The organism is Streptomyces sp. NPDC104581 (assembly GCF_055583685.1).
Genome location: NZ_JBVJNN010000054.1, coordinates 23823 through 42933, shown reverse-complemented (window position 1 = coordinate 42933; position 19111 = coordinate 23823). Strand labels below are relative to the sequence as shown.

Sequence of the window (19111 nt, the reverse complement as noted above, 5' to 3'; positions counted from 1 at the left end):
CCCCCCCCCCCCCCCCCCCCCCCCCCCCCCCCCCCCCCCCCCCCCCCCCCCCCCCCCCCCCCCCCCCCCCCCCCCCCCCCCCCCCCCCCCCCCGAGCCCCTGACCGTGGGCCGAGAGCGTGGCGAGCCGGGCCAGCGCGAGGTCGCCGCGGCGCATCATCCAGCCGGTCGCGAGGGCGGCCAGCAGATGCGCGAGGAACATGGGCAGGGTCGGCAGCTCGGGCAGCGGCCCGGCGGCGGCGAGGGCCGTGTCGGTGGCCCCGCCGGCCGTACCGTGCAGGTGACCGCCCTGCGCGAGCCCGTCGGAGGCCCCGGAGACCGTGGCGGGGTCGATCCCCGCGTCGGCCACGATGCGGTGCGCGTCCCCGGGGCTCAGCGATGCCGGACCGGCCCCGCAGATCAGCTTCGCGGCGAAGCGGACCAGTACGTCGTCGGCGCCGGCGCGCACCGTCAGATGGTGCTGGCTCATCCCGAACAGGGCGTGCAGCGCGAGCTGCCCGCCGGTCAGGGCGAGCGCGATGGAGGGCAGCGAACGGGCGCGTCCGGCCAGTGGCGCGGCCACGGCGAGAACACCGGCGAATCCGGCGACGAGCGTCCACCAGGGGACGGCCTGACACGCCGCGATCACATGTCCTGTCGCGGACAGCACGACACAGACCGCGGTGAACACCGCGGCCCTCAGGAGCCGCAGACCGGCTCCGGCGTGTGCGACACGATCAGGCATGGCCGGGTCATCATCGCACTGCGGCCGGCGGCTTCGTACGGCAGGTCCGGAAGATCACCCTCTGTCCCTTACAACGGGGGACCGGCCATTCGCTTCCGCCGAATGGGTTGTTTCACACAGCCGATGTGCTTACGACACGCCTACAAGGGCAATACGTATCGGTATGTCGAGCTGTGGCCAGGAGGCTGGAGCATGAGCATCTGGTGGTCCCTCCATTTGCGGCGCGAAGCCGCGAGCGTCCCGCTGGCGCGCCGTCTCCTGATCGGCACGATGGAGACCGCGGGCGTCGACCCCGACATTTCCTTCGATCTGTCCCTCGCGCTGAGTGAGGCGTGTGCCAACGCCGTCGAACACGGCGGTGACGGTTTCCCCGGCGACCCCGGGCGGTCGTCGGAGGCGTACCGGGTGACGGCCTATCTGGACGGCGAGAAGTGCCGTATCGAGGTGGCCGACTCCGGGCCCGGATTCCCCGCCCGGCGGGCCCTGCGGCGGCCCACCGCCCTCGCCCCCTTCACCGCGGAGGACGGGCGGGGGCTCTCACTGATCGAGCAGCTGGCCGACCACGTCCACTGCCGGAACCGGCCGGGGCGGGGCGCGGTGATCAGCTTCGACAAGATCCTCAAGTGGCGCGAGGAGACCCCGCTGGCGGCACTGAGCGGCACGATCGCCGGAGTCTGACGCCGCACCGCCGGCTCGTGTCTGCGAAGTCCCGAAGTCCCGAAGTCCTGCCCGGCCCGCGACGCCTGGCGCGGCGCCTCGCCGCGTCGTCGGAGCCGGGCCGAGTACGCCCAGTACGAGACCGATCCTCCGCCTCGCGACGCACCGCACCGGCCGCCACGGGCCCCGCCCCGCGGGCGGACGGCGCTGCCGTGGTCAATACACCCAGGGCCCCGGCCCGGCCGCGCCTCTCGCACGACCGGGCCGGTGCCGGGTACTGCTCCGCTCGCTCAGCCCTGCTTGGTGGCCGCCATCCAGGCCTCCACGTCGTCCGACGTACGCGGCAGCCCCGCCGACAGGTTCCGGTTGCCGTCCTCCGTGACGAGGATGTCGTCCTCGATCCGGACGCCGATGCCCCGGTACTCCTCCGGCACCGTGAGGTCGTCCGCCTGGAAGTAGAGCCCCGGCTCCACGGTGAGGCACATACCGGGCTCCAGCGTCCCGTCCACGTACGCCTCCGTGCGCGCCGCCGCGCAGTCGTGGACGTCCAGGCCGAGCATGTGCCCGGTGCCGTGCAGCGTCCAGCGGCGCTGGAGACCCAGCTCCAGGACCCGCTCCACCGGTCCGTCGAGCAGGCCCCACTCCACGAGCCGCTCGGCGAGCACCCGCTGCGACGCGTCGTGGAAGTCCCGGTACTTCGCGCCCGGCTTCACCGCGGCGATACCGGCCTCCTGCGACTCGTACACCGCGTCGTAGATCTTGCGCTGCAACGCGTCGAACCGGCCGTTGATCGGCAGGGTGCGTGTGACGTCCGCCGTGTAGAGGGTGTGGGTCTCCACGCCCGCGTCGAGCAGCAGCAGATCGCCGGGGCGCACGTCCCCGTCGTTGCGCACCCAGTGCAGGGTAGTCGCGTGCGGGCCGGCGGCGCAGATCGAGCCGTAGCCGATGTCGTTGCCCTCCACCCGGGCACGCAGGAAGAACGTTCCCTCGATGTAGCGCTCGCTGGTCGCCTCGGCCCTGTCGAGGATCCTTACGACGTCTTCGAAGCCGCGGACGGTCGAGTCGACGGCCTTCTGGAGCTCGCCGATCTCGAACTCGTCCTTGACGGCGCGCGCCTCGGACAGATGGACGCGCAACTCCTCGTCGCGCTCCGCCGTGACCTTGTCGGCCAGCGCCGCCTCGATCGACGCGTCGTGCCCGCGGACGACCCGCACCGGGCCCGTCGCCTCGCGCAGTGCCCCGGCCAGCTCCCGTACGTCCTTCGCGGGCAGGCCGAGCAGCTGCTCGGCCTCGGCGAGCGAGTGCCGGCGGCCGACCCACAGCTCGCCCTGGCGGCCGTCGAGCCAGAACTCGCCGTTCTCCCTGTTGGAGCGGGGGGTGAGATAGATCGTCGCCCGGTGGCCCTCGCCGCCGGACTCCGGCTCCAGCACGAGGACGCCGTCCTCCGTCTGGTCGCCGGTGAGATACGCGTACTCCGTGGAGGCGCGGAAGCCGTACTCCGTGTCGTTCGACCGGGTCTTCAGGCCGCCCGCGGGAATCACCAGGCGGTCGCCCGGGAAACGCGCGGACAGCGCGGCGCGGCGGGCCGCCGCGTACGGCGCCTGTGCGACGGGCTCCAGATCGCGCAGCTCGGTGTCGGCCCAGCCCGACTTCATGTTCTCGGCCAGCTCGTCGGACACGCTCATGTACAGGCCGTTCTTGCGCTGTTTGACGGGCTTCTCGGCCGACGCCTCGTCGGCGTCATCGAGAACTGTGTCCGGATTTCCCAGGGTCTCCGGGGTCTCCGGTGTTTCCGGGATGAGCTCCTCGGCCACGGTCTGCCTCCTCCTGTACGACAGTGGACCTTTCGGGTCCCGGCACCATCGTATGTCTGTACGGGAGACAGGCCAGGGGGCCTGTGGACAACGCGACCGGCGGGTGTACCACCACTGGAGTGCATCCGTCCGTTTCGCTCCGGAGCGCGCCGCTACTCGAAGAGGGCGGTGAGGACCACCACGTCCTCCGCGCTCCCGCCGGTGTCTCCCACGGAGCGGGCGCCGGGGCCGGCCGCCTCGGGTCCCTCCGGCAGCACCACTCGCAGCACATGGTCGGCGACCGCCCCGGGATCGTCCCTGAGGCTCCTGGGGACGCTCGCCGCCGCCGCGTGCAGCCGCGCGAAGGCCCGGTCCATCGGATCGCCGGTTCGCCGCAGCAGGCCGTCCGTGTACAGCAGCACCGTTTCTCCTGGCGCCGGTGACAGCTCCACGCTCGGCGCCTCCCAGCAGGACAGCATCCCCAGCGGCGCCGACAGGGTCGTCTCGACGAACTCGGTACGCCGCTCCCCCACGATCAGCGGCGGCGCGTGCCCCGCCCCGGCGAGCAGGATCTTGCGGCGCGCGGGTTCGGCGTAGGCGAAGAGCGCGGTGGCGGTGCGTGCCGGTTCGGTCAGCCGCAGCAGCAGTTCGAGGTCGGACAGCACGGCCACGGGGTCCTCGCCCTCCATCACCGCGTACGCCCGCAGGGAGGCGCGCAGCCGCCCCATGGCCGCCAGCGCGCTCGGCCCCGTGCCGCTGACCGAGCCGACGGCCAGCCCCAGCGCGCCCTCGGGCAGCGGCAGCGCGTCGTACCAGTCGCCGCCGCCGCGCCCGCTCGTACGGTGCCGTACGGCGAGCCGCACGCCCGGCACGCGGGGGAGCCGGCGGGGCAGCAGTTCCTCGGCGATCGTGGCCTCGCGGGCACGGGCGGTCTCCACCTCCAGGAGGCGTGCCAGATGCTCGGCGGCGTACCGCGCGTAGAGACCCACCAGATGGCGCTGTCTTTCGACCGGTTCGGCGGGTTCGTCGTAAAACCAGACCGCCGCGCCGATCCGGCCCGCGGTGTCGGTCGCGAGGGAGACCGCGTACGTGGCGCTGTAGCCGAGCCGCAGGGCCACTTGCCGGTGCAGCGGGTCGAGGCCCGGGTCGCCGAGCACGTCGCGGACGGACTCGGCCGCCGTGGCGGGCCGGGCGGTGTCGTCGAGCAGCCGTCCGTAGGAGGACGCGCCGCGCGGTACGGTCTCCAGCTGGCCGATGTCCGCGTGGCTGAGACCGAGTCCTACGGAGGTGACCGAAATGTGCTCGTCCGCCGGGAGCGCTGGTTCGATGACGACCAGACCGCGCGAGGAGCCGACGAGGGCGGCGCCCGCTCGTACGACCTCGTTGAGCGCCGCGTCCACCGAACGGGTCCTGGCCAGGCGTTCGGTGAGTTCGTGCAGGGTGGTCAGGTCGGAGACCCAGCCGGCCAGCCGGTCCTGGATCAGGAGCACGGGGGCGCCGGGGGACTCGTCGAGTGGCGCGACAGTCTGCGCGGGACCCGGAACTACGGAATCGATTCCAGCCACTTTCGGCATGTGCGGAGCGCTCATGGCAACCGGCTTTCTGACTGGTGCGTTTCGCGCAATAGCATCGCAAACCACCGCGTGAATCTGCGCCACTATGAGTGCATCCACATGTACACGCACAACTGAGGCGATGTCCAGCATTGTCACGGCGGAGGCGCTGGTGTCTGCGCTACGTTCAACTTGGCGAGAAAATGCTCCCAACGCTGTATTCTTGCGATCGACTGAGGGAACTCGACAGGGGCCTCCCCGGTGAAGCGCAGGCGACATCGAGGAGGAGCGTCATCCGGCACGTCATGGGTACGTAAACGGTGACGGACAGGGGCAGTTGGGACTGCCCCGGAACCTGACGGACGGCTTCGGCGTCTTAACCGCCGTAGCCCGCGCGCCATCCCGGAACGGCGGGGGGCTGTCACAGCGCGACAGCAGCCCATTGAGTGCGCCACCCATCGCCACGGGTTAGTTGAAGACAGCGTTCGGCCCAGGAGCGGTGAGCCCAGCCGCAGGTTGGCAAAGTCCGACTGTGCCCTGTCCACGGGGGCGGCGGAGCGTCGACGGCACACGTCGACGGTACGCACAGCGATACGCACAGTGAAGCCATGCACACAGATCGACCGGTGTGGCATGTGGACCTCGGCGTTCAACGGAAAGGAACGAGCGCTCATGCGCGAGATCCTCGGAAGGCGACGCAGGCTCCTGTTCAGGCGCAAGGGGATGCCTGCTCCACTCGAAGCGGCGCTCACGTGCGCCACGGCGTGGCAGTGGCCCGTACTTCCCGGAGCCGGCCTGAAGACGTCCGGCGGCCGGGGCGAGCGTGGCCGCGGCTGTGCCTGCCCGGACCCCGAGTGCGCCGTACCCGGCGCACACCCCTTCGATCCCGGCCTGCTGGCCGCGACGACCGACGAGCGCATGGTGCGCTGGTGGTGGACCAACCGGCCCACCGCCCCGATCGTGATGGCCACGGGGGGCACCGCGCCGTGCGCGGTGAGTCTGCCCGCGGCCGCCGGGGAGCGCGCGCTCGCGGCACTGGACGAGATGGGCATGCGGCTCGGCCCGGTCGTGGCCACCCCCACGCGCTGGTCGCTGCTGGTCGCCCCTTACACCCTGGAGCGGCTCGGGGAGCTGCTCTTCGCCATGGACTGGGTGCCCAGCTCGCTCCGCTTCCACGGCGAGGGCGGCTATCTGGTCCTCCCGCCGTCCGAGGCGGTCGGGGGGCAGGTCCGCTGGGAGCGGGCACCGCTGCCCGGCTCGGCGTCGCCGTGGCTCCCGGACGTGGAGGCGGTCGTGGACGCGCTGGTCGAGGCGAGCACGAGCGCACCGGACGGTGGCAGCAGGCTCGCGTACTGAGCGTCTCACGGTGGCTTCGCCCACCGGCCGGAAACCGGGTCGCACCCATCGGTGCGACCCGGTTTCCGTGTCCGTGCCGTCACCGGTGGCCGTCACCCGTACGGGCGTCGTCGGCCCGAGTCGCGGGGAAAGGGCGCACGGCGGCGGGGAACGGGGCGGGGAACGGCGGTGCGGCGGCCGTCGAGCGCCGCGGACCGGCGCTCACGTCGTGTGACGGTATCGAGGCCCGGACGTGTGTACTCACCGGGAACGGCGACACCCGGGGCCGTACGCACAACCGGAATGCGACAGGCCGGGAATTGAGTTCCGGGCTCGGTGCGATGGGCACCGGCGGGCGGACCGCGCGGTCGCACTGCGCGGTCCAAGACGGCGATGAGCCGGGTTCTTGTGAAACTCCGCGTGAACGCACGGCGGGAAAGCCGACGCGGTGCCGGGCGGTGGCGGAGTTCGCGGGAAGTGCCGGCGGCGCCGGGCCGCCGCTGCTCGGATCCGGCGCCAACTCGGCTGCTCCGTCCGCTGGTTGAGCACGCCCGGCACTGGGCGGGACCGACGGCCAGGGGCCGCCGCGAGCGGGCCCGACAACCCTGCAGTCTCCACTCCGGAAATTGCAGGAACACTCTCGGGGAACGCAGACGCCCGGTCGCTGGCGACGGGGGATGCACCAGCGACCGGGCTTCTAGAACGGTAACAAGAGATCGGCGGTTAGCAAATTCGATCTGATGTATTCGGACAAGAAATTACTTGCCGGTACGGGCAGTTGTGACGACTGTCACCGTGGGCGACGAATTTCTTGAGCTTCAGCTGAGGGTCACCTGCCGGTTGGTGAGACCGCCGCGCGCCCGGCGCTCGTCCCCGGTCAGTGGCGCGTCCACCGCCAGCGCAGCGGTCAGCCGCTCCTGGAGCTCCGCCGCCGGCTTCTCGCAGTCCTCGGCGCGCATCGCGCTCGGCAGGTCCCAGACCGGCACCGTGAGCCCGTGCGCCCGGAAGGAACCGACCAGCCGCGTCCCCTCGCCGAGGCTCGACGTACCGGCGGCGTGCAGCCGCGCGAGCGCGTCGAGCAGCTTCTCCTCCGGGTGCGGCATGACCCAGCGCAGATGGTTCTTGTCCGGCGTCTCGCACCAGTACGCGGCGTCCGTGCCGGAGAGCTTCACCGTCGGGATCGCGGCGGCGTTGGCGCGCTCCAGCGAGGCGGACACCTCGGGGGTCGCGTTCTCGGCGTCCGGCACCCAGAACTCGAAGCCCGGGTGCACGACCGGGGCGAAGTCGGCCTCCGGGTCGAGCAGGTCCTGAAGGCGCGGCCCGTCGGCCGGGACACGCTGCGCCGCGACCGGGTTGCCGGGCTCGGCGGCCAGCGCGCGCCGGAGCGTGTCGGCGAGGTCGCGGCTGAGGTCGCCCGACGAGGTGTCGTTCTGGAGCGCGAGCAGGACCGAACCGTCGTCGCGGCGCAGCGCGGGCCACGCCATCGGCAGGACGGTCGCGAGCGTCACGGACGGTACGCCCTCCGGCATGCCGCCCTTGAGGGTCAGTTCGGCGGTCGCGGCGGGCACCAGTTCGCGCAACGCGATCCAGTCGCACTCGCCGGACAGCCCGTCGAAGGGGCGCTGGACCAGCTCGGTGACGGCGTGTGCGGCGGCCCGGCCGTGGCAGGCCTTGTAGCGGCGGCCCGAGCCGCACGGGCAGGGCTCGCGGGCCCCCACGACCGGAATCGGCCCGTCCGTGAGCTGAGCTTTCGCGGACTGAGCCTTCGCGGCCTTGGTCTGGGGGCGCTTCTTGGCCATGGTGGGCTTCTCCCGATAGCGGCAGTGCGTGTCGGGCGCGAGCCTAGCCGTACCGCCCGCGGCCGTGGGCGCAACGCCCCATCGGGGCAGGGCCGGTGGGAGTGCGCGTACCGGCCCGCGTGCGCGGTTCGGCGCTCCGGCCGTGACCGTCGGGTCTGTCAGCCGAGGTCGTCGAACGGGTCGTCGAAGTCGAGTTCCGGCACGTTGACGCGCGTAGCGAAATCCTCGCGGCGGTGTCCTTCGGATACGAGGACCCACACCGTGACCTCACCGGACGCGCTGTCCCGTACGCCCCAGTCCTGGGCGAGCGAGGTGATGATGTTGAGACCGCGACCGCCGCGAGCGGTGACCGAGGGTGTGGCCGGAACCGGTCGTGTCGGGCCGCCGCCGTCCGTCACCTCGACGGTCAGCCGGCCGGCCGGGTCGACCCGCCAGGCCGCGCGCACGTCACCGTCACCGATCTCCGCCCGGCCCAGGGGCCTGCCGTGCCGGCAGGCGTTGCTGAGCAGTTCGGAGAGGATCAGTACGGCATCGTCCACGACCGCGTCCGACACGCCTCGGTCGCGCAGCTGCTCGCGCATCCGACGCCTTGCCTGTCCCACGCCCGCAGGGCCATGGGGAACGGCCATGCTCGACGACGTGGGCACTTCCTGTGCCACCACAAACGCCACCCCCGAGACCTCCTTTGCCCCACGCCACGGTGTGAATGCCCCGATGGCCTGGACCGGAAACCGGCCAAGGGAGGGTCAGTGACGCACTCGACAAGGTCGAACACTTACCGAACGCGCCGGTGTACTCCCCGTCACACCCTGTGTGTGCGAATCCCCGACAAGTCAGGCAAGGCGCCCCAGCTGGGACAGCACCTGTTTGGGGCGGTTGGTGATGATTGCCTCCACACCGAGGCTCGCGCAGAGTTCGACGTCTTCCGGCTCGTTCACCGTCCAGACGTGGACACGGTGCCCCGCTCTGTGCAGTCGCTCCACGTAGCCCGGCTGATTGCGCACGATGCGGATGCCGGGCCCGGCGATCCGGGCCCCCGCCGGCAGCCGTCCGTCACGCAGCCGGGGCGAGACGAACTGCATCAGATAGACGGTGGGCAGGTGCGGCGCCGCGTCGGCGATGCGGTGCAGCGACCTGGCCGAGAAGCTCATGACGCGCACGGGGGACTCGCCGGGCGCCGTGCCGACGAGTCCGAAGCGCGCCAGCAGGTGCAGGAGCCGCTCCTCCACCTGTCCGGCCCAGCGGGTGGGGTGTTTGGTCTCGATGGCCAGCTCGACACGGCGGTCGGTGTCGGCGACCAGTTCCAGCAGGCGCTCCAGCGTCAGTACGGAGGTGAGGGAGCGGTCCTTCCAGTCGGGACTCTCCTCGCTGTCCGTGCTCTCCAGGGTCTCCCGCCACGAACCGAAGTCGAGGGTGGCCAGATCGGCGAGCTCCAGGGCGGCGACGGCGCCGCGTCCGTTGGAGGTGCGGTTCACGCGCCGGTCGTGTACGCACACCAGGTGCCCGTCGGCGGTGAGCCGTACATCGCATTCCAGTGCGTCGGCGCCGTCCTCGATGGCCTTCTTGTAGGCGGCCAGAGTGTGTTCGGGGGCGTCCTCGGAGGCTCCTCGGTGGGCGACGACCTGGATGCTGGGCTGCCGTACGTGGGTCACCCCGCCATGGTGTCACCGAGACGGGGTAAGCGTGGAGCGGCGCCCCTCCGCGGCCGTCCTGCGGATGCGTCCGGTTTGCCCCGTAATAAAGGATGGCGGGGAGACGCACAGGTCCTGCTTACCGTGGCCTGACGTGCTGTGGGAAAAGCTGAGGGCAGAGACATACGAGAGACGTGTACATGCCGAAGAGGCATGCGCAGACAGCCGAACGCGGCGCAAAACAGCGGAACTCTTGCCGAAGACTGATGTGGAACCGAGGAGTAAAAGACTGTGAGCACCGAGAACGAGGGCACAGCGGTCCCGTCCGCCCCGTCCGTACCTCCTGTGCCGGTTGCCGCTCCCGATGGCACACCCGCGTCCGCTCCGGGGGGAGTCACCCAGGACCAGCGGTACCCCGACCAGCCCGGCCGGGCCAGTGAGCCCGGCGGGGCCGGCGGGTTCGGCGGGACCGCGCAGGGTTCGCCGCCGGCCCAGCCACCGTCGGTGCCCCCGTCCGGGTCCGGCCAGGGCTCCGAGCCGACGACGCCGCTGCCCGGAGCGGTACCGGCGTACTACCCCGGCTCGACGGGGTCGACCGGATCGGCCCCCGACGCGGGATGGCCGCCGCCCCCGCCCCCGCCGGCCCAGCCTTCCTACGGAGGCGGTGGCGGCTGGGGCGATCCGCCCGCGTCCGGGCCGAAGCCGTCCCGCAAGCGCCCCGGCGGTCTGATCGCGGCGGTCCTCGCGGCGGCACTGGTCGCCGGTGTGGTCGGCGGCGGGATCGGCTACTGGGCGGCGGACCGCAACAACGACGACAGCGTCCGCGGCGGATCGACCACGGTCTCGGCGGCGGACGCCCCCGACCTCAAGCGGGAGGCGGGCAGCACGGCGGCGGTGGCCGGCAAGGCGCTGCCGAGCGTCGTCACCATCACGGCGCAGGCCCAGGGCGGCGACGGCGGCACGGGCACGGGCTTCGTCTACGACAAGCAGGGCCACATCCTCACGAACAACCATGTGGTGGCGTCGGCGGCCGACGGCGGAGACCTGACGGCGACCTTCTCCAACGGCAAGGAGTATGCGGCCGAGGTCGTGGGCCGCGCCGAGGGGTACGACGTGGCCGTGCTGAAGCTGAAGGACCCGCCGTCCGGGCTGAACCCGCTCGCCCTCGGCAACTCCGACAAGGTGGCGGTCGGCGACTCGACGATCGCGATCGGCGCGCCGTTCGGGCTCTCCAACACCGTCACCACGGGCATCATCAGCGCGAAGAACCGCCCGGTGGCCTCCGGCGACGGCTCCAGCGACAAGAACTCGTACATGAGCGCCCTCCAGACAGACGCCTCCATCAACCCCGGCAACTCCGGCGGTCCGCTGCTGGACGCGCGGGGCGCGGTCATCGGCATGAACTCCGCGATCCAGCCCTCGGGCGGCGGAGGTGGCGGAGGCGGCGGAGGCCAGTCGGGCTCGATCGGTCTGGGCTTCGCCATCCCGATCAACCAGGCGAAGAACGTCGCCGAGCAGCTCATCAAGACCGGCCAGCCCGTCTACCCCGTCATCGGCGCGACGGTCTCCATGTCGGAGGGCGGCGACGGCGCGACGATCTCCGGCGACGGCGGAGGCGGCACCCCGGCGGTGACGCCGGACGGGCCGGCCGCGAAGGCGGGGCTGAAGTCGGGTGACGTGATCACGAAGTTCAACGATGTGCCGATCGACAGCGGACCGACGCTGATCAGCGAGATCTGGACGCACAAGCCCGGCGACAAGATCAAGATCACCTATACGCGCGACGGCAAGGAGTCGCAGGTCGAGGTCACGCTGGGCGAGCGCAAGGGCGATTCGCAGTAAGGGACTTCGAGGGATCGAGCGAGACCACGAGGGGTGGGGTGAGGGACGAGGCGCCGGACACGGCGCCCCGTCCGTCGTGTTGAGGCGGGAGCGGGCGCGGGCGCGGGTGTGTGCGGGGCGCGCCGGGTGCGGAAGGCCGGTTCGCGGAGTCTGCCGGGGGCGGCCGGTGGTCTGCCGGGGTCTGCCGCGAGTCGCGAAGGCCGGCTCGTACGCGACGAGCCGCTGGAGCGGCCGGTCAGGGGCCGACGCCGTCGGCCCCGGTGCTCGGAGCGGCGCTGGTCATGGCGTTCATGGCGCTCGTGGGGGCGGGTGCCGTACCGCAGGGGCGCGCGTCCCGGACGGCAGGTGACGTTCCGGCCCGCAGATGACCGGGCGTCGACGACGGCTTCACCTTCCGTACGAAGGAGGACCGCAGGGCGTGGTACGGCGCGCCGGGGTCGAAGAACGTGGCCCGCATCCGGGCCAGTTCACGCTCCCGGTACACACGCAGCGGCGCGACCGCCTCGTCCCGTTCGCGGGCCGCCTTCTTCTCACTGACGCGCCGCTGCGTACCAGGCGCCGACGCGAGGTGCCCGGCACGGCGCGCGACAACGGACCCGAAGTCCTCGGGCGTGCTGTCGACGACGACGTCGACGAGCCCGATCTCGCGCGCGCGGGCCGCCGTCACCGGCAGGGCCCGCCGGGTCAGGCGCTCGGCCTCCTCGGCGCCCACCCGGCGAGGCAGCGTGTACGTCCAGTACTCCGACCCGTACAGCCCCATCAGCCGGTAGTGCGGGTTGAGTACGGCTCCGCTCCTGCACCAGACCTCGTCGGCGGCCAGGGCCAGCATCGCGCCGCCCGCCGCCGCGTTGCCGCCGAGCGCGCTCACGACCAGCCGGTCCGTGGTGGTCAGGACGGCCTCGACCAGATCGTCCATGGCGTTGATGTTCTCCCAGGACTCCCGCGCGGGATCGTCGGCGGCCTCGATGACGTTCAGATGGATGCCGTTGGAGAAGAAGTCCCGGCTGCCGCCGAGCACCAGCACCGAGGCCGGCCGTGCACAGGCGGAGCGGTACGCCGTGAGGAGCCGCCGGCACTGCTCCGTACTCATCGCGCCACCGGGGAAGGCGAACGACAGGAAGCCGACCCGGCCGTCCTCGCGGTAGCGGATGTCGCTCCATGTCCGGGGGCTCCGCGAATCCTCCCCGGAGTCCTCCTCGAAGCCCGCACGGGGCGGGGCGATCTCGGGCAGCGACGGCGGCAGCCGGTCGCCGAGGGCGAGCACGGCCGGCAGCTTGAAGGTGGCCGGGCCACCCGCCCGGCGCCTGGGCCGCAGCTCCGGAATCCAGACCGCGCCGTCCACCGTCGCGCGGCAGATCGCGCCGGACTGGGTGGCGAGCAGCTGCCCGGGGCGTCCCCACAGGGTGTCCTCGGCGTGGCCGCCGTGCAGATACCACTCCTCATCAAGAAGCTCGTCCAGGACGCCGGGCTGCGAATCGGCCCCGCGGAGCTTGCGTACGACCGTCTCGGTCCGATCCGACGCCCAGTCGATGCGCCGCAGACCCTGCTCGAAGTACGGCCGGACATGGACCTCCGCGCCGGGACCGGCGCTCTCCTGCGGCCGTGGCACGTACGTACCGGAGGCGAAGCGCTCCACCGCGAGCAGCACCGCCTCCAGCGCGGCGTCGGAGATCTCGTTGCGGTAGATGTCGCTCTTCCCGACGCCGTCCGGTACCGGACACCGCGCCGTGGCCCAGACCGCCCCGCCGTCCATCTCTCCCGATGCCTGAAGGACCGTCACCCCCCACTCGGCGGCGCCCATGTGGATCGCCCAGTCCAGGGAGGACGGCCCGCGGTCGCCGACCGGACCCGGATGAACGATCAGACAGACGTGGGCGGACCAGATGTCGGCCGGGATCGCGGTCCTGAGCATGGGGGCGACGATCAGGTCCGGGGCGCCTTTGCGGACGGCTTCGCGCAACTGCTCGTCATCCAGCGCCAGTTCGACACCGACCCGGTGTCCTCGGTCCCCGAGTTCGGCGAAGACCCGCTGGGTCAGACTGTTGAAGGCACTCGCGACCAGCAGGATGTCCATGACCGGCTAGCTCCTTGACCTGCTCCCTCACGCCGGCCCGAGGCCCGGACGCCGGCCGACGGCGATCATGGCCCCGGCCCGTCCGCCGCCGTGGGAGCCCCGCCCGGGGGCACGCCCGGAGACACCCGACCGGTGCTACCCGACCGGTGCCGGGGCGCTTCCGATCGGGGCAGCTCAGCCGGCCTTGTCGACGGAGACGTCGTCGAAGGCCGCCGCGGTGTTGAAGACCCGTACTCCGGTGGCCCCGCTGCGGTACGTGTCGTCGGTCACCGAGATCGCCGGGGTGGTCATGTCGTCGACGTACACCTCGATGGTGGGGCCGACGGCCGAGATCCGCAGATGGTGGTTTGGCCGGGTGGGAAGGGGCAGTTGGGCGGAGCTCAACGGCGTCCAGGCGCCGCCGTCCGCGCGGCCGAGCACGACGTCGCCGGCCGGGCCGATGCCCGCGTAGTAGCCGGCGTAGCTGTCGACACCGACGGCCGGCCGCGTGGCGCGGAAGATCAGACCGGCGTCGCCTCCGCCCGCCCGGTGGTTGAGGCTTCCGCCGTCCGTGCCCTTGCCCGTGCCCGCGCCTGTGCCCGTGGTGACCGTGACGTCGGCGTCGTACGTGAAGTCGGCGAAGTCCGTGTCGAGCAGCGCCTTGCCGCCCGGCGAACTCTCGGCCCGGTAGCTCCCGTCACCGGCCGACCACGAACCGCCGTAGGTCTTCCAGCCGAGGGAGTTGGCGTCGGCGAAGTTGTCCCTGACCCGCATCGTGACGGGTTCGATCGTGCCGTCCGCCCTGAAGTGCATCCGGTCGTGGGCGAGTTGGCGGTTGTTGCCGGCGCTCTCGCTGAGTGGCCTCCGGTGGTAGACGATGTACCAGACGTCCGTGCCGGGCACGTTGACGACGGAGTTGTGCCCGGAGCCCTTCGCGACGGCGGGGTCCTGGGCGAGCACCTTCTCGATCTTTTCGAAGGGGCCGGTCGGTGAGTCGGACATGGCGTACGAGACCGAGTAGTCCGGGCCGGTCCACCCTCCCTCGGACCACATCAGGTAGTACACGCCGTCACGCTTGAACATCTGCGAGCCCTCGACATAGTCGGCGGGCGTGATCTCCTTGTACGTACTGCCGTCGGCGAACGTGCCGAGGCTGGTCATGTCGTCGTTCAGCTTGACGACGTTCGCGTGTCCCCAGCCGCCGTAGTACATGTACGCCTGACCGTCGTCGTCGATGAAGACGTCCTGGTCGATCGGCTGGGCGCCGTTGTGGAACTGTCCGATGAGCGGGTGACCCAGCGCGTCCGAGTAGGGACCTTCGGGCTTGTCCGCCACGGCGACGCCGATACCGCCGAGGCTGGAGTCGTTCTGGATGTCGTTGGCGGCGAAGAACAGGTAGTACTTCCCGTTCCGCTCGACCGGCGCCGGCGCCCACACCGCGTACTCGGCCCACTCGACGTCGTCGGTCGTCAGCACTCTCTCGTGCTTCGTCCAGTTGACCATGTCGGTCGACGAGAAGGCGTCGAGGTAGGTCTGCTCCGCGTACGTCTTCGAGGTGGTCGGGTAGACCCAGTAGGTGCCGTCGTACATGGTGATGTCGGGGTCGGCGTACCAGCCGTCGACGAACGGATTACCGGCCTCGGCGGTCGTGGGGTCCGCCACCGCGACGGTGTCGGCGCCGGGGGTGGTGGCGGTGGCTGTGACGGGGGAGAACATCGCGACGAGGCAGCCGGCGAGCAGTGCGGCTACGGCCTTGGCGTGGAGTCTGAGCATTCGGACGTTCATCGTCGGCAGCTCCGCATGTGGGGGGTCGGTAGCACGCGCACCGTTCTCCACGAGGACATTCCCGCACAGTAAGCGACAGGAACGTACACGTTCCACCAATGCTGCCCGCGCCCCTGAGCACCCGTCAATACACCCGCGCCACCCGGCGGCCCGTCCAACGTGCATCCGGCGACGCGACGAGCGGGAACCGGACGGACGGCGAAGAAGGCTCTGTCCAACCTCTGACCAGGAATGAGCACCGAGGTGCCACAGCCGGTAGTCTGTACCCGCTCCGTCGCTGGTGGGCGGGGCGTGGGTGGGTTGCCCGAGTGGCCTAAGGGAACGGTCTTGAAAACCGTCGTGGCAGCGATGTCACCGTGGGTTCAAATCCCACACCCACCGCAGGTAGCGCGATGAGATCGGCCCCCGGTCGGCCAACCAGGTCGGGGGCCGTTCTCGTGCAGTCGCACCGCGATCGGCTTGTCCCGGATTGCCCCCAGGAGAGCGCGACTTACGTGTGACTGGGGTGTCCACCGAGGGGATGTCACCGCGTCGCGGTCGAGGATCTCGAAGGCGGTCCACCGACCGGGGAACTGTCTGAGCGCATGCTCGCCGACGCGATGCCGTTGCGTGTGGCAACAGAACGATCCAAGCAACATCGGGCCCCGGGCGGCCGGGGGGCTCCGACCGCGGCGCGGCCGGTCCCTGGCAGGGAGCGGCCGCGCCGGAAGGTGGTGAGGGGTCAGGATTCGGAGACGGCCGGGGCCTTCTCCTCGGTCCCGTCAGGAGCCGTACCGCCGTCGTGCCGGCGTACGTACGCCAGGAACGTCTCGAGTTCCCGCTTGACGACCGGGGCCAGGAAGTAGAGGCCGACGATGTTGATGACGGCGAGCGTGAACAGGACGGCGTCCGCCATGTCGATCAGGGTCTGGAGCGTGAGCAGCGAGCCGGCGACGGCGAACAGGGTGTAGATCACCTTGTACGTGATCTCGCTGGTCCGGCTGCGGCCGAAGAGGTACGACCACGCCTTGAGGCCGTAGTAGCCCCAGGTCAGGACGGTGGAGATCGCGAAGAGCATGACCGCGACGGTGAGGATGTAGGGGAACCAGGGCAACACGGTCTCGAAGGCGTCGGACGTGATCGTCACGCCGCCGATCTCCTCGCCGGTGCGGGCCTCCGCCCAGCTCGCGGGGTTGGCGATCACGATCGTGAGTGCTGTCATCGTGCAGATGATCACGGTGTCGATGAACGGCTCCAGCAGGGCCACCAAGCCCTCGCTGGCAGGGTGCTTCGTCTTGACCGCCGAGTGCGCGATCGGTGCGGATCCCAGACCGGCTTCGTTGGAGAACGCGGCACGCTTGAAGCCGATGATGAGCGCGCCGAGCACGCCGCCCGCCACTCCCTCGGGGTTGAACGCACCCTCGACGATGGTCGCGACGGCCGAGGGCACCTCACCGACGTGGACAAGGATGACCACGAGGCAGGCGGCGATGTAGATGCCGGCCATGGCGGGGACCAGTCGGCTGGTGACCGAGGCGATCGAACGGATGCCGCCGAGCAGGACGATGCCGACGAGTGCGGCCACCAGGATGCCGAAGAACAGGGCGCCGGCCGAGGAGCCCACAGCGCCGTCCTCGCCTCCGGTGACCGATACGAGCTGCGCGTAACTCTGGTTGACCTGGAACAGGTTGCCGCCGAAGAGGCCGAAGAAGAGGATCATCGCCGAGGCGAGGACGGCGAGGACCTTTCCGAACCGCGCGCCGCGGCTGCCGAACCGTTCCGCGAAGCCCTTGGGCAGGTAGTGCATGGGCCCGCCGGAGACAGTGCCGTCGGCGTGCTCCTCCCGGTACTTCACACCGAGAGTGACCTCGACGAACTTGCTGGCCATGCCGAGCAGCCCGCACAGGATCATCCAGAATGTCGCCCCGGGGCCGCCGATGCTGACCGCGACCGCGACGCCGGCTATGTTCCCCAGCCCCACGGTCCCGGAGACGGCCGCCGTGAGCGCCTGGAAATGGTTCACCTCGCCGACCGCCGACTTGTCGTCGTACTTGCCGCGCACCACGTCGACAGCCAGCCGGAACCGGCGGAACTGTATGAACCCGAACCAGCCCGTGAAGACGAGACCCGCGACCACCAGCCAGGCCACGATCAACGGCAGATCCGTACCCCCGACGGGGACGGCGTAGAACACCACCTCCCCGAGCCAGGAGGCGATCGGTTCGAAGAAACCGCTGACGGATTCGTCGACCGACTCGGTGAATGAATCAAGTGACATCTGGCTACCTCGGGAGCACAGGCCGACGTCCAGGCGCACGTCGGGTGGGGGCAGGCGTGGGGAGACAGCCATGTCCGGAACCGTCGGGGGCGACCCGGCCCGCGGACCCGGACCCGGCTCACCCTTGGTTCGTACCGGTGCGCACCGGCGTCACCGCCACCGGAAAGAGAGGCTCCGGAAACGGATTTACGCAGTCCTACCATGCCCTTTGCGTACTATTTAGTGATGCGCGTCACACAACCGGGCCCATGGGCCCGCTGGTCATGATCGTTACGCGGATCTGAGCCTCGGTTGAGACAAGGGCCGTCATTCGAATGTCGACGAGGCTCGTCCGGCGGCGTACCGGGGACCGGCCCGGCAGGCCCACCGGGTGCGGACAAGGGCTGGGGGAGCCCGGCCCGCGGATGCGGTCGGAGGGGCGGTTCTAGCGGTGGGGGAATTCGGGCTGAGGGCCGTGCCAGTCCAGGCACAGGACCGTGGCGTCGTCCTCGAGGTGGCCGTCGCCCGCCTCGGTGACTGCGGCGGCCAGAGCGCGGACCACCTCGCGCGGGTGTTCGGTGGCCGATTCGCGGATGAGGTCCGGCAGGTCGACGGAGCGGGCCCGGCGTTCCTGCATGCCGTCGGTGTAGAAGACGACGCGATCACCGGGGCGGAGGTCGAGATCCTGCACCTGGTACTGGCCCTGCCCGACGACACCGAAGGGCAGGTTCACGGACAGCTCCGCCTCCTCGACCGTGCCGTCACGCAGTCGCAGCGGCCAGACGTGACCGGCGTTGACGAGCTGGGCGCCGCTTCCGTCCAGGGCGATGCGCACGAGCTGCCCGGTGGCGAAGGTCCGGCGGCCGTGGTCGAGGAGTGCCTGGTGGATCCGGCGGGCCTGTTCGGTGAGGTCCGTCCTGGCGCGGCGAGCGCTGCGGGAGGCGTTGACCAGGAGGGTGGCCATCAGCGAGGCGTCGACGTCGTGCCCCATCGCGTCGGTGACGGACAGGTGCAGCGTGTCGTGGTCGAGGCTGTAGTCGTAGGTGTCACCGGCGCTCTCGGCCGCCGGAACCAGGGCGCAGGCCAGGGCGAACTCGGCAGCCTCACACGAGGGGGCCGTGGGCAGGAGCTGGTGCTGGATCTCCGCTGCCAGGCTCACCGGGATTGTGCGCCGCCCCCAGTGGTAGAGGTCGGTGAAGCGCCGGTCGGTGACGACGATGTACGCCAGCGCGTGCGCGGCCTCCTCGATCTGCTCCAACACGTCTTCCGTGGCCAGGGGCAGGAACAGTTCGAGGAGCCCGATGGTGTCGCCGCGGTTGGTGACAGGGGCGAGTACCCGCTCCCCGGGTGCGCGCACCGCCTTCTGGGTCCGCAGGACGTCTTCGTAGACGCTGTCGGCGAGGGGGATCCCCTCGGCGTGGATGATCCGATCGGGGCCGCCCCCTTCCTGCCCGGCTGTCGCGTCGCCGACCCGCACCACCCGTCGGCCCACGATGTCGACGAACAGGAACGACACAGAGCGCGCGCCGAACCGGTCGCGCAGATTCCGCGCCACGACATCGAGGGAGCCCACCGGCGCGGCGGCCTCCGCCGCCGCCAGCACCTCTGCCAGTCCGATCCGTTCACGCGTCATATCCGCCTCCCGGGGTTACGCAGGCTCCTGCCCGCCGAGCGGACGGAAATTACCGCCACGTCCCACTCCGG

13 protein-coding genes and 1 tRNA gene are annotated in these 19111 nt (G+C 71.0%); 4 read left to right on the top strand and 10 right to left on the bottom strand.

The window, feature by feature from the left end:
* A partial coding sequence (locus ACZ61E_RS29635) for a hypothetical protein (protein WP_469703158.1) occupies positions 1-723 on the bottom strand: 723 nt, incomplete at its 3' end.
* A gap of 192 nt (positions 724-915) precedes the next feature.
* On the opposite strand from ACZ61E_RS29635, the gene ACZ61E_RS29630 reads away from it, so the two are divergent.
* Positions 916-1401, top strand: a complete 486-nt coding sequence (locus tag ACZ61E_RS29630) for an ATP-binding protein (protein WP_469703156.1) — start codon at positions 916-918, stop codon at positions 1399-1401.
* A gap of 269 nt (positions 1402-1670) precedes the next feature.
* On the opposite strand, the gene ACZ61E_RS29625 is transcribed toward ACZ61E_RS29630, so the two are convergent.
* Together ACZ61E_RS29625 and ACZ61E_RS29620 are read right to left on the bottom strand one after the other, a co-directional pair.
* Positions 1671-3194, bottom strand: coding sequence for an aminopeptidase P family protein (locus tag ACZ61E_RS29625; RefSeq protein WP_469703155.1), 1524 nt, complete (start codon positions 3192-3194; stop codon positions 1671-1673).
* 152 nt (positions 3195-3346) lie between these two features.
* Positions 3347-4879: a PP2C family protein-serine/threonine phosphatase gene (locus ACZ61E_RS29620; protein ID WP_469703154.1), complete on the bottom strand. Its 1533-nt coding sequence runs from the start codon at positions 4877-4879 to the stop codon at positions 3347-3349.
* Between the two features lie 519 nt (positions 4880-5398).
* Between ACZ61E_RS29620 and ACZ61E_RS29615 the strand changes: the two genes are divergently transcribed.
* Positions 5399-6082, top strand: a complete 684-nt coding sequence (locus tag ACZ61E_RS29615; protein ID WP_469703153.1) for a bifunctional DNA primase/polymerase — start codon at positions 5399-5401, stop codon at positions 6080-6082.
* Positions 6083-6879: 797 nt separating this feature from the next.
* Here the strand turns inward: ACZ61E_RS29615 and ACZ61E_RS29610 are convergent.
* The 3 genes from ACZ61E_RS29610 to ACZ61E_RS29600 form a co-directional block, all read right to left on the bottom strand.
* Positions 6880-7860 carry a DUF5926 family protein gene (locus ACZ61E_RS29610; RefSeq protein WP_469703152.1) on the bottom strand — a complete coding sequence of 327 codons (981 nt, stop codon included), beginning with the start codon at positions 7858-7860 and terminating at the stop codon, positions 6880-6882.
* Between the two features lie 158 nt (positions 7861-8018).
* Positions 8019-8576: an ATP-binding protein gene (locus ACZ61E_RS29605; protein WP_469703162.1), complete on the bottom strand. Its 558-nt coding sequence runs from the start codon at positions 8574-8576 to the stop codon at positions 8019-8021.
* Positions 8577-8693: 117 nt separating this feature from the next.
* Positions 8694-9512: a glycerophosphodiester phosphodiesterase gene (locus ACZ61E_RS29600; RefSeq protein ID WP_469703151.1), complete on the bottom strand. Its 819-nt coding sequence runs from the start codon at positions 9510-9512 to the stop codon at positions 8694-8696.
* A gap of 270 nt (positions 9513-9782) precedes the next feature.
* On the opposite strand from ACZ61E_RS29600, the gene ACZ61E_RS29595 reads away from it, so the two are divergent.
* The gene (locus tag ACZ61E_RS29595; RefSeq protein ID WP_469703149.1) at positions 9783-11333 is read left to right on the top strand and encodes a S1C family serine protease; all 1551 of its coding nucleotides are present in this window, start codon (positions 9783-9785) and stop codon (positions 11331-11333) included.
* Positions 11334-11568: 235 nt separating this feature from the next.
* Here the strand turns inward: ACZ61E_RS29595 and ACZ61E_RS29590 are convergent, their stop codons facing one another.
* Positions 11569-13407 (bottom strand): hydrogenase maturation protein, encoded by a 1839-nt coding sequence (locus ACZ61E_RS29590; RefSeq protein ID WP_469703148.1) that lies wholly within the window; start codon positions 13405-13407, stop codon positions 11569-11571.
* A 174-nt stretch (positions 13408-13581) separates the two neighbouring features.
* Positions 13582-15159: a family 43 glycosylhydrolase gene (locus ACZ61E_RS29585; protein WP_469703147.1), complete on the bottom strand. Its 1578-nt coding sequence runs from the start codon at positions 15157-15159 to the stop codon at positions 13582-13584.
* A gap of 306 nt (positions 15160-15465) precedes the next feature.
* Here ACZ61E_RS29585 and ACZ61E_RS29580 point away from each other — a divergent pair.
* Positions 15466-15552: transfer RNA gene (locus ACZ61E_RS29580), tRNA-Ser, on the top strand.
* A gap of 340 nt (positions 15553-15892) precedes the next feature.
* Here ACZ61E_RS29580 and ACZ61E_RS29575 read toward each other — a convergent pair.
* Together ACZ61E_RS29575 and ACZ61E_RS29570 are read right to left on the bottom strand one after the other, a co-directional pair.
* Positions 15893-17428, bottom strand: a complete 1536-nt coding sequence (locus tag ACZ61E_RS29575) for an alanine/glycine:cation symporter family protein (RefSeq protein ID WP_469703145.1) — start codon at positions 17426-17428, stop codon at positions 15893-15895.
* Between the two features lie 424 nt (positions 17429-17852).
* Positions 17853-19040, bottom strand: coding sequence for a SpoIIE family protein phosphatase (locus ACZ61E_RS29570; protein WP_469703144.1), 1188 nt, complete (start codon positions 19038-19040; stop codon positions 17853-17855).
* Positions 19041-19111 lie beyond the last annotated feature (71 nt).

Excerpts from the sequence above, each read along its gene's own strand:
- ACZ61E_RS29630 (WP_469703156.1), top strand. The coding sequence starts at position 916 with ATGAGCATCTGGTGGTCCCTCCATTTGCGGCGCGAAGCCGCGAGCGTC.
- ACZ61E_RS29620 (WP_469703154.1), bottom strand. The coding sequence starts at position 4,879 with ATGCTGGACATCGCCTCAGTTGTGCGTGTACATGTGGATGCACTCATA.
- ACZ61E_RS29615 (WP_469703153.1), top strand. The coding sequence starts at position 5,399 with ATGCGCGAGATCCTCGGAAGGCGACGCAGGCTCCTGTTCAGGCGCAAG.
- ACZ61E_RS29610 (WP_469703152.1), bottom strand. The coding sequence starts at position 7,860 with ATGGCCAAGAAGCGCCCCCAGACCAAGGCCGCGAAGGCTCAGTCCGCG.
- ACZ61E_RS29590 (WP_469703148.1), bottom strand. The coding sequence starts at position 13,407 with ATGGACATCCTGCTGGTCGCGAGTGCCTTCAACAGTCTGACCCAGCGG.
- ACZ61E_RS29585 (WP_469703147.1), bottom strand. The coding sequence starts at position 15,159 with ATGCTCAGACTCCACGCCAAGGCCGTAGCCGCACTGCTCGCCGGCTGC.
- ACZ61E_RS29575 (WP_469703145.1), bottom strand. The coding sequence starts at position 17,428 with ATGTCACTTGATTCATTCACCGAGTCGGTCGACGAATCCGTCAGCGGT.
- ACZ61E_RS29570 (WP_469703144.1), bottom strand. The coding sequence starts at position 19,040 with ATGACGCGTGAACGGATCGGACTGGCAGAGGTGCTGGCGGCGGCGGAG.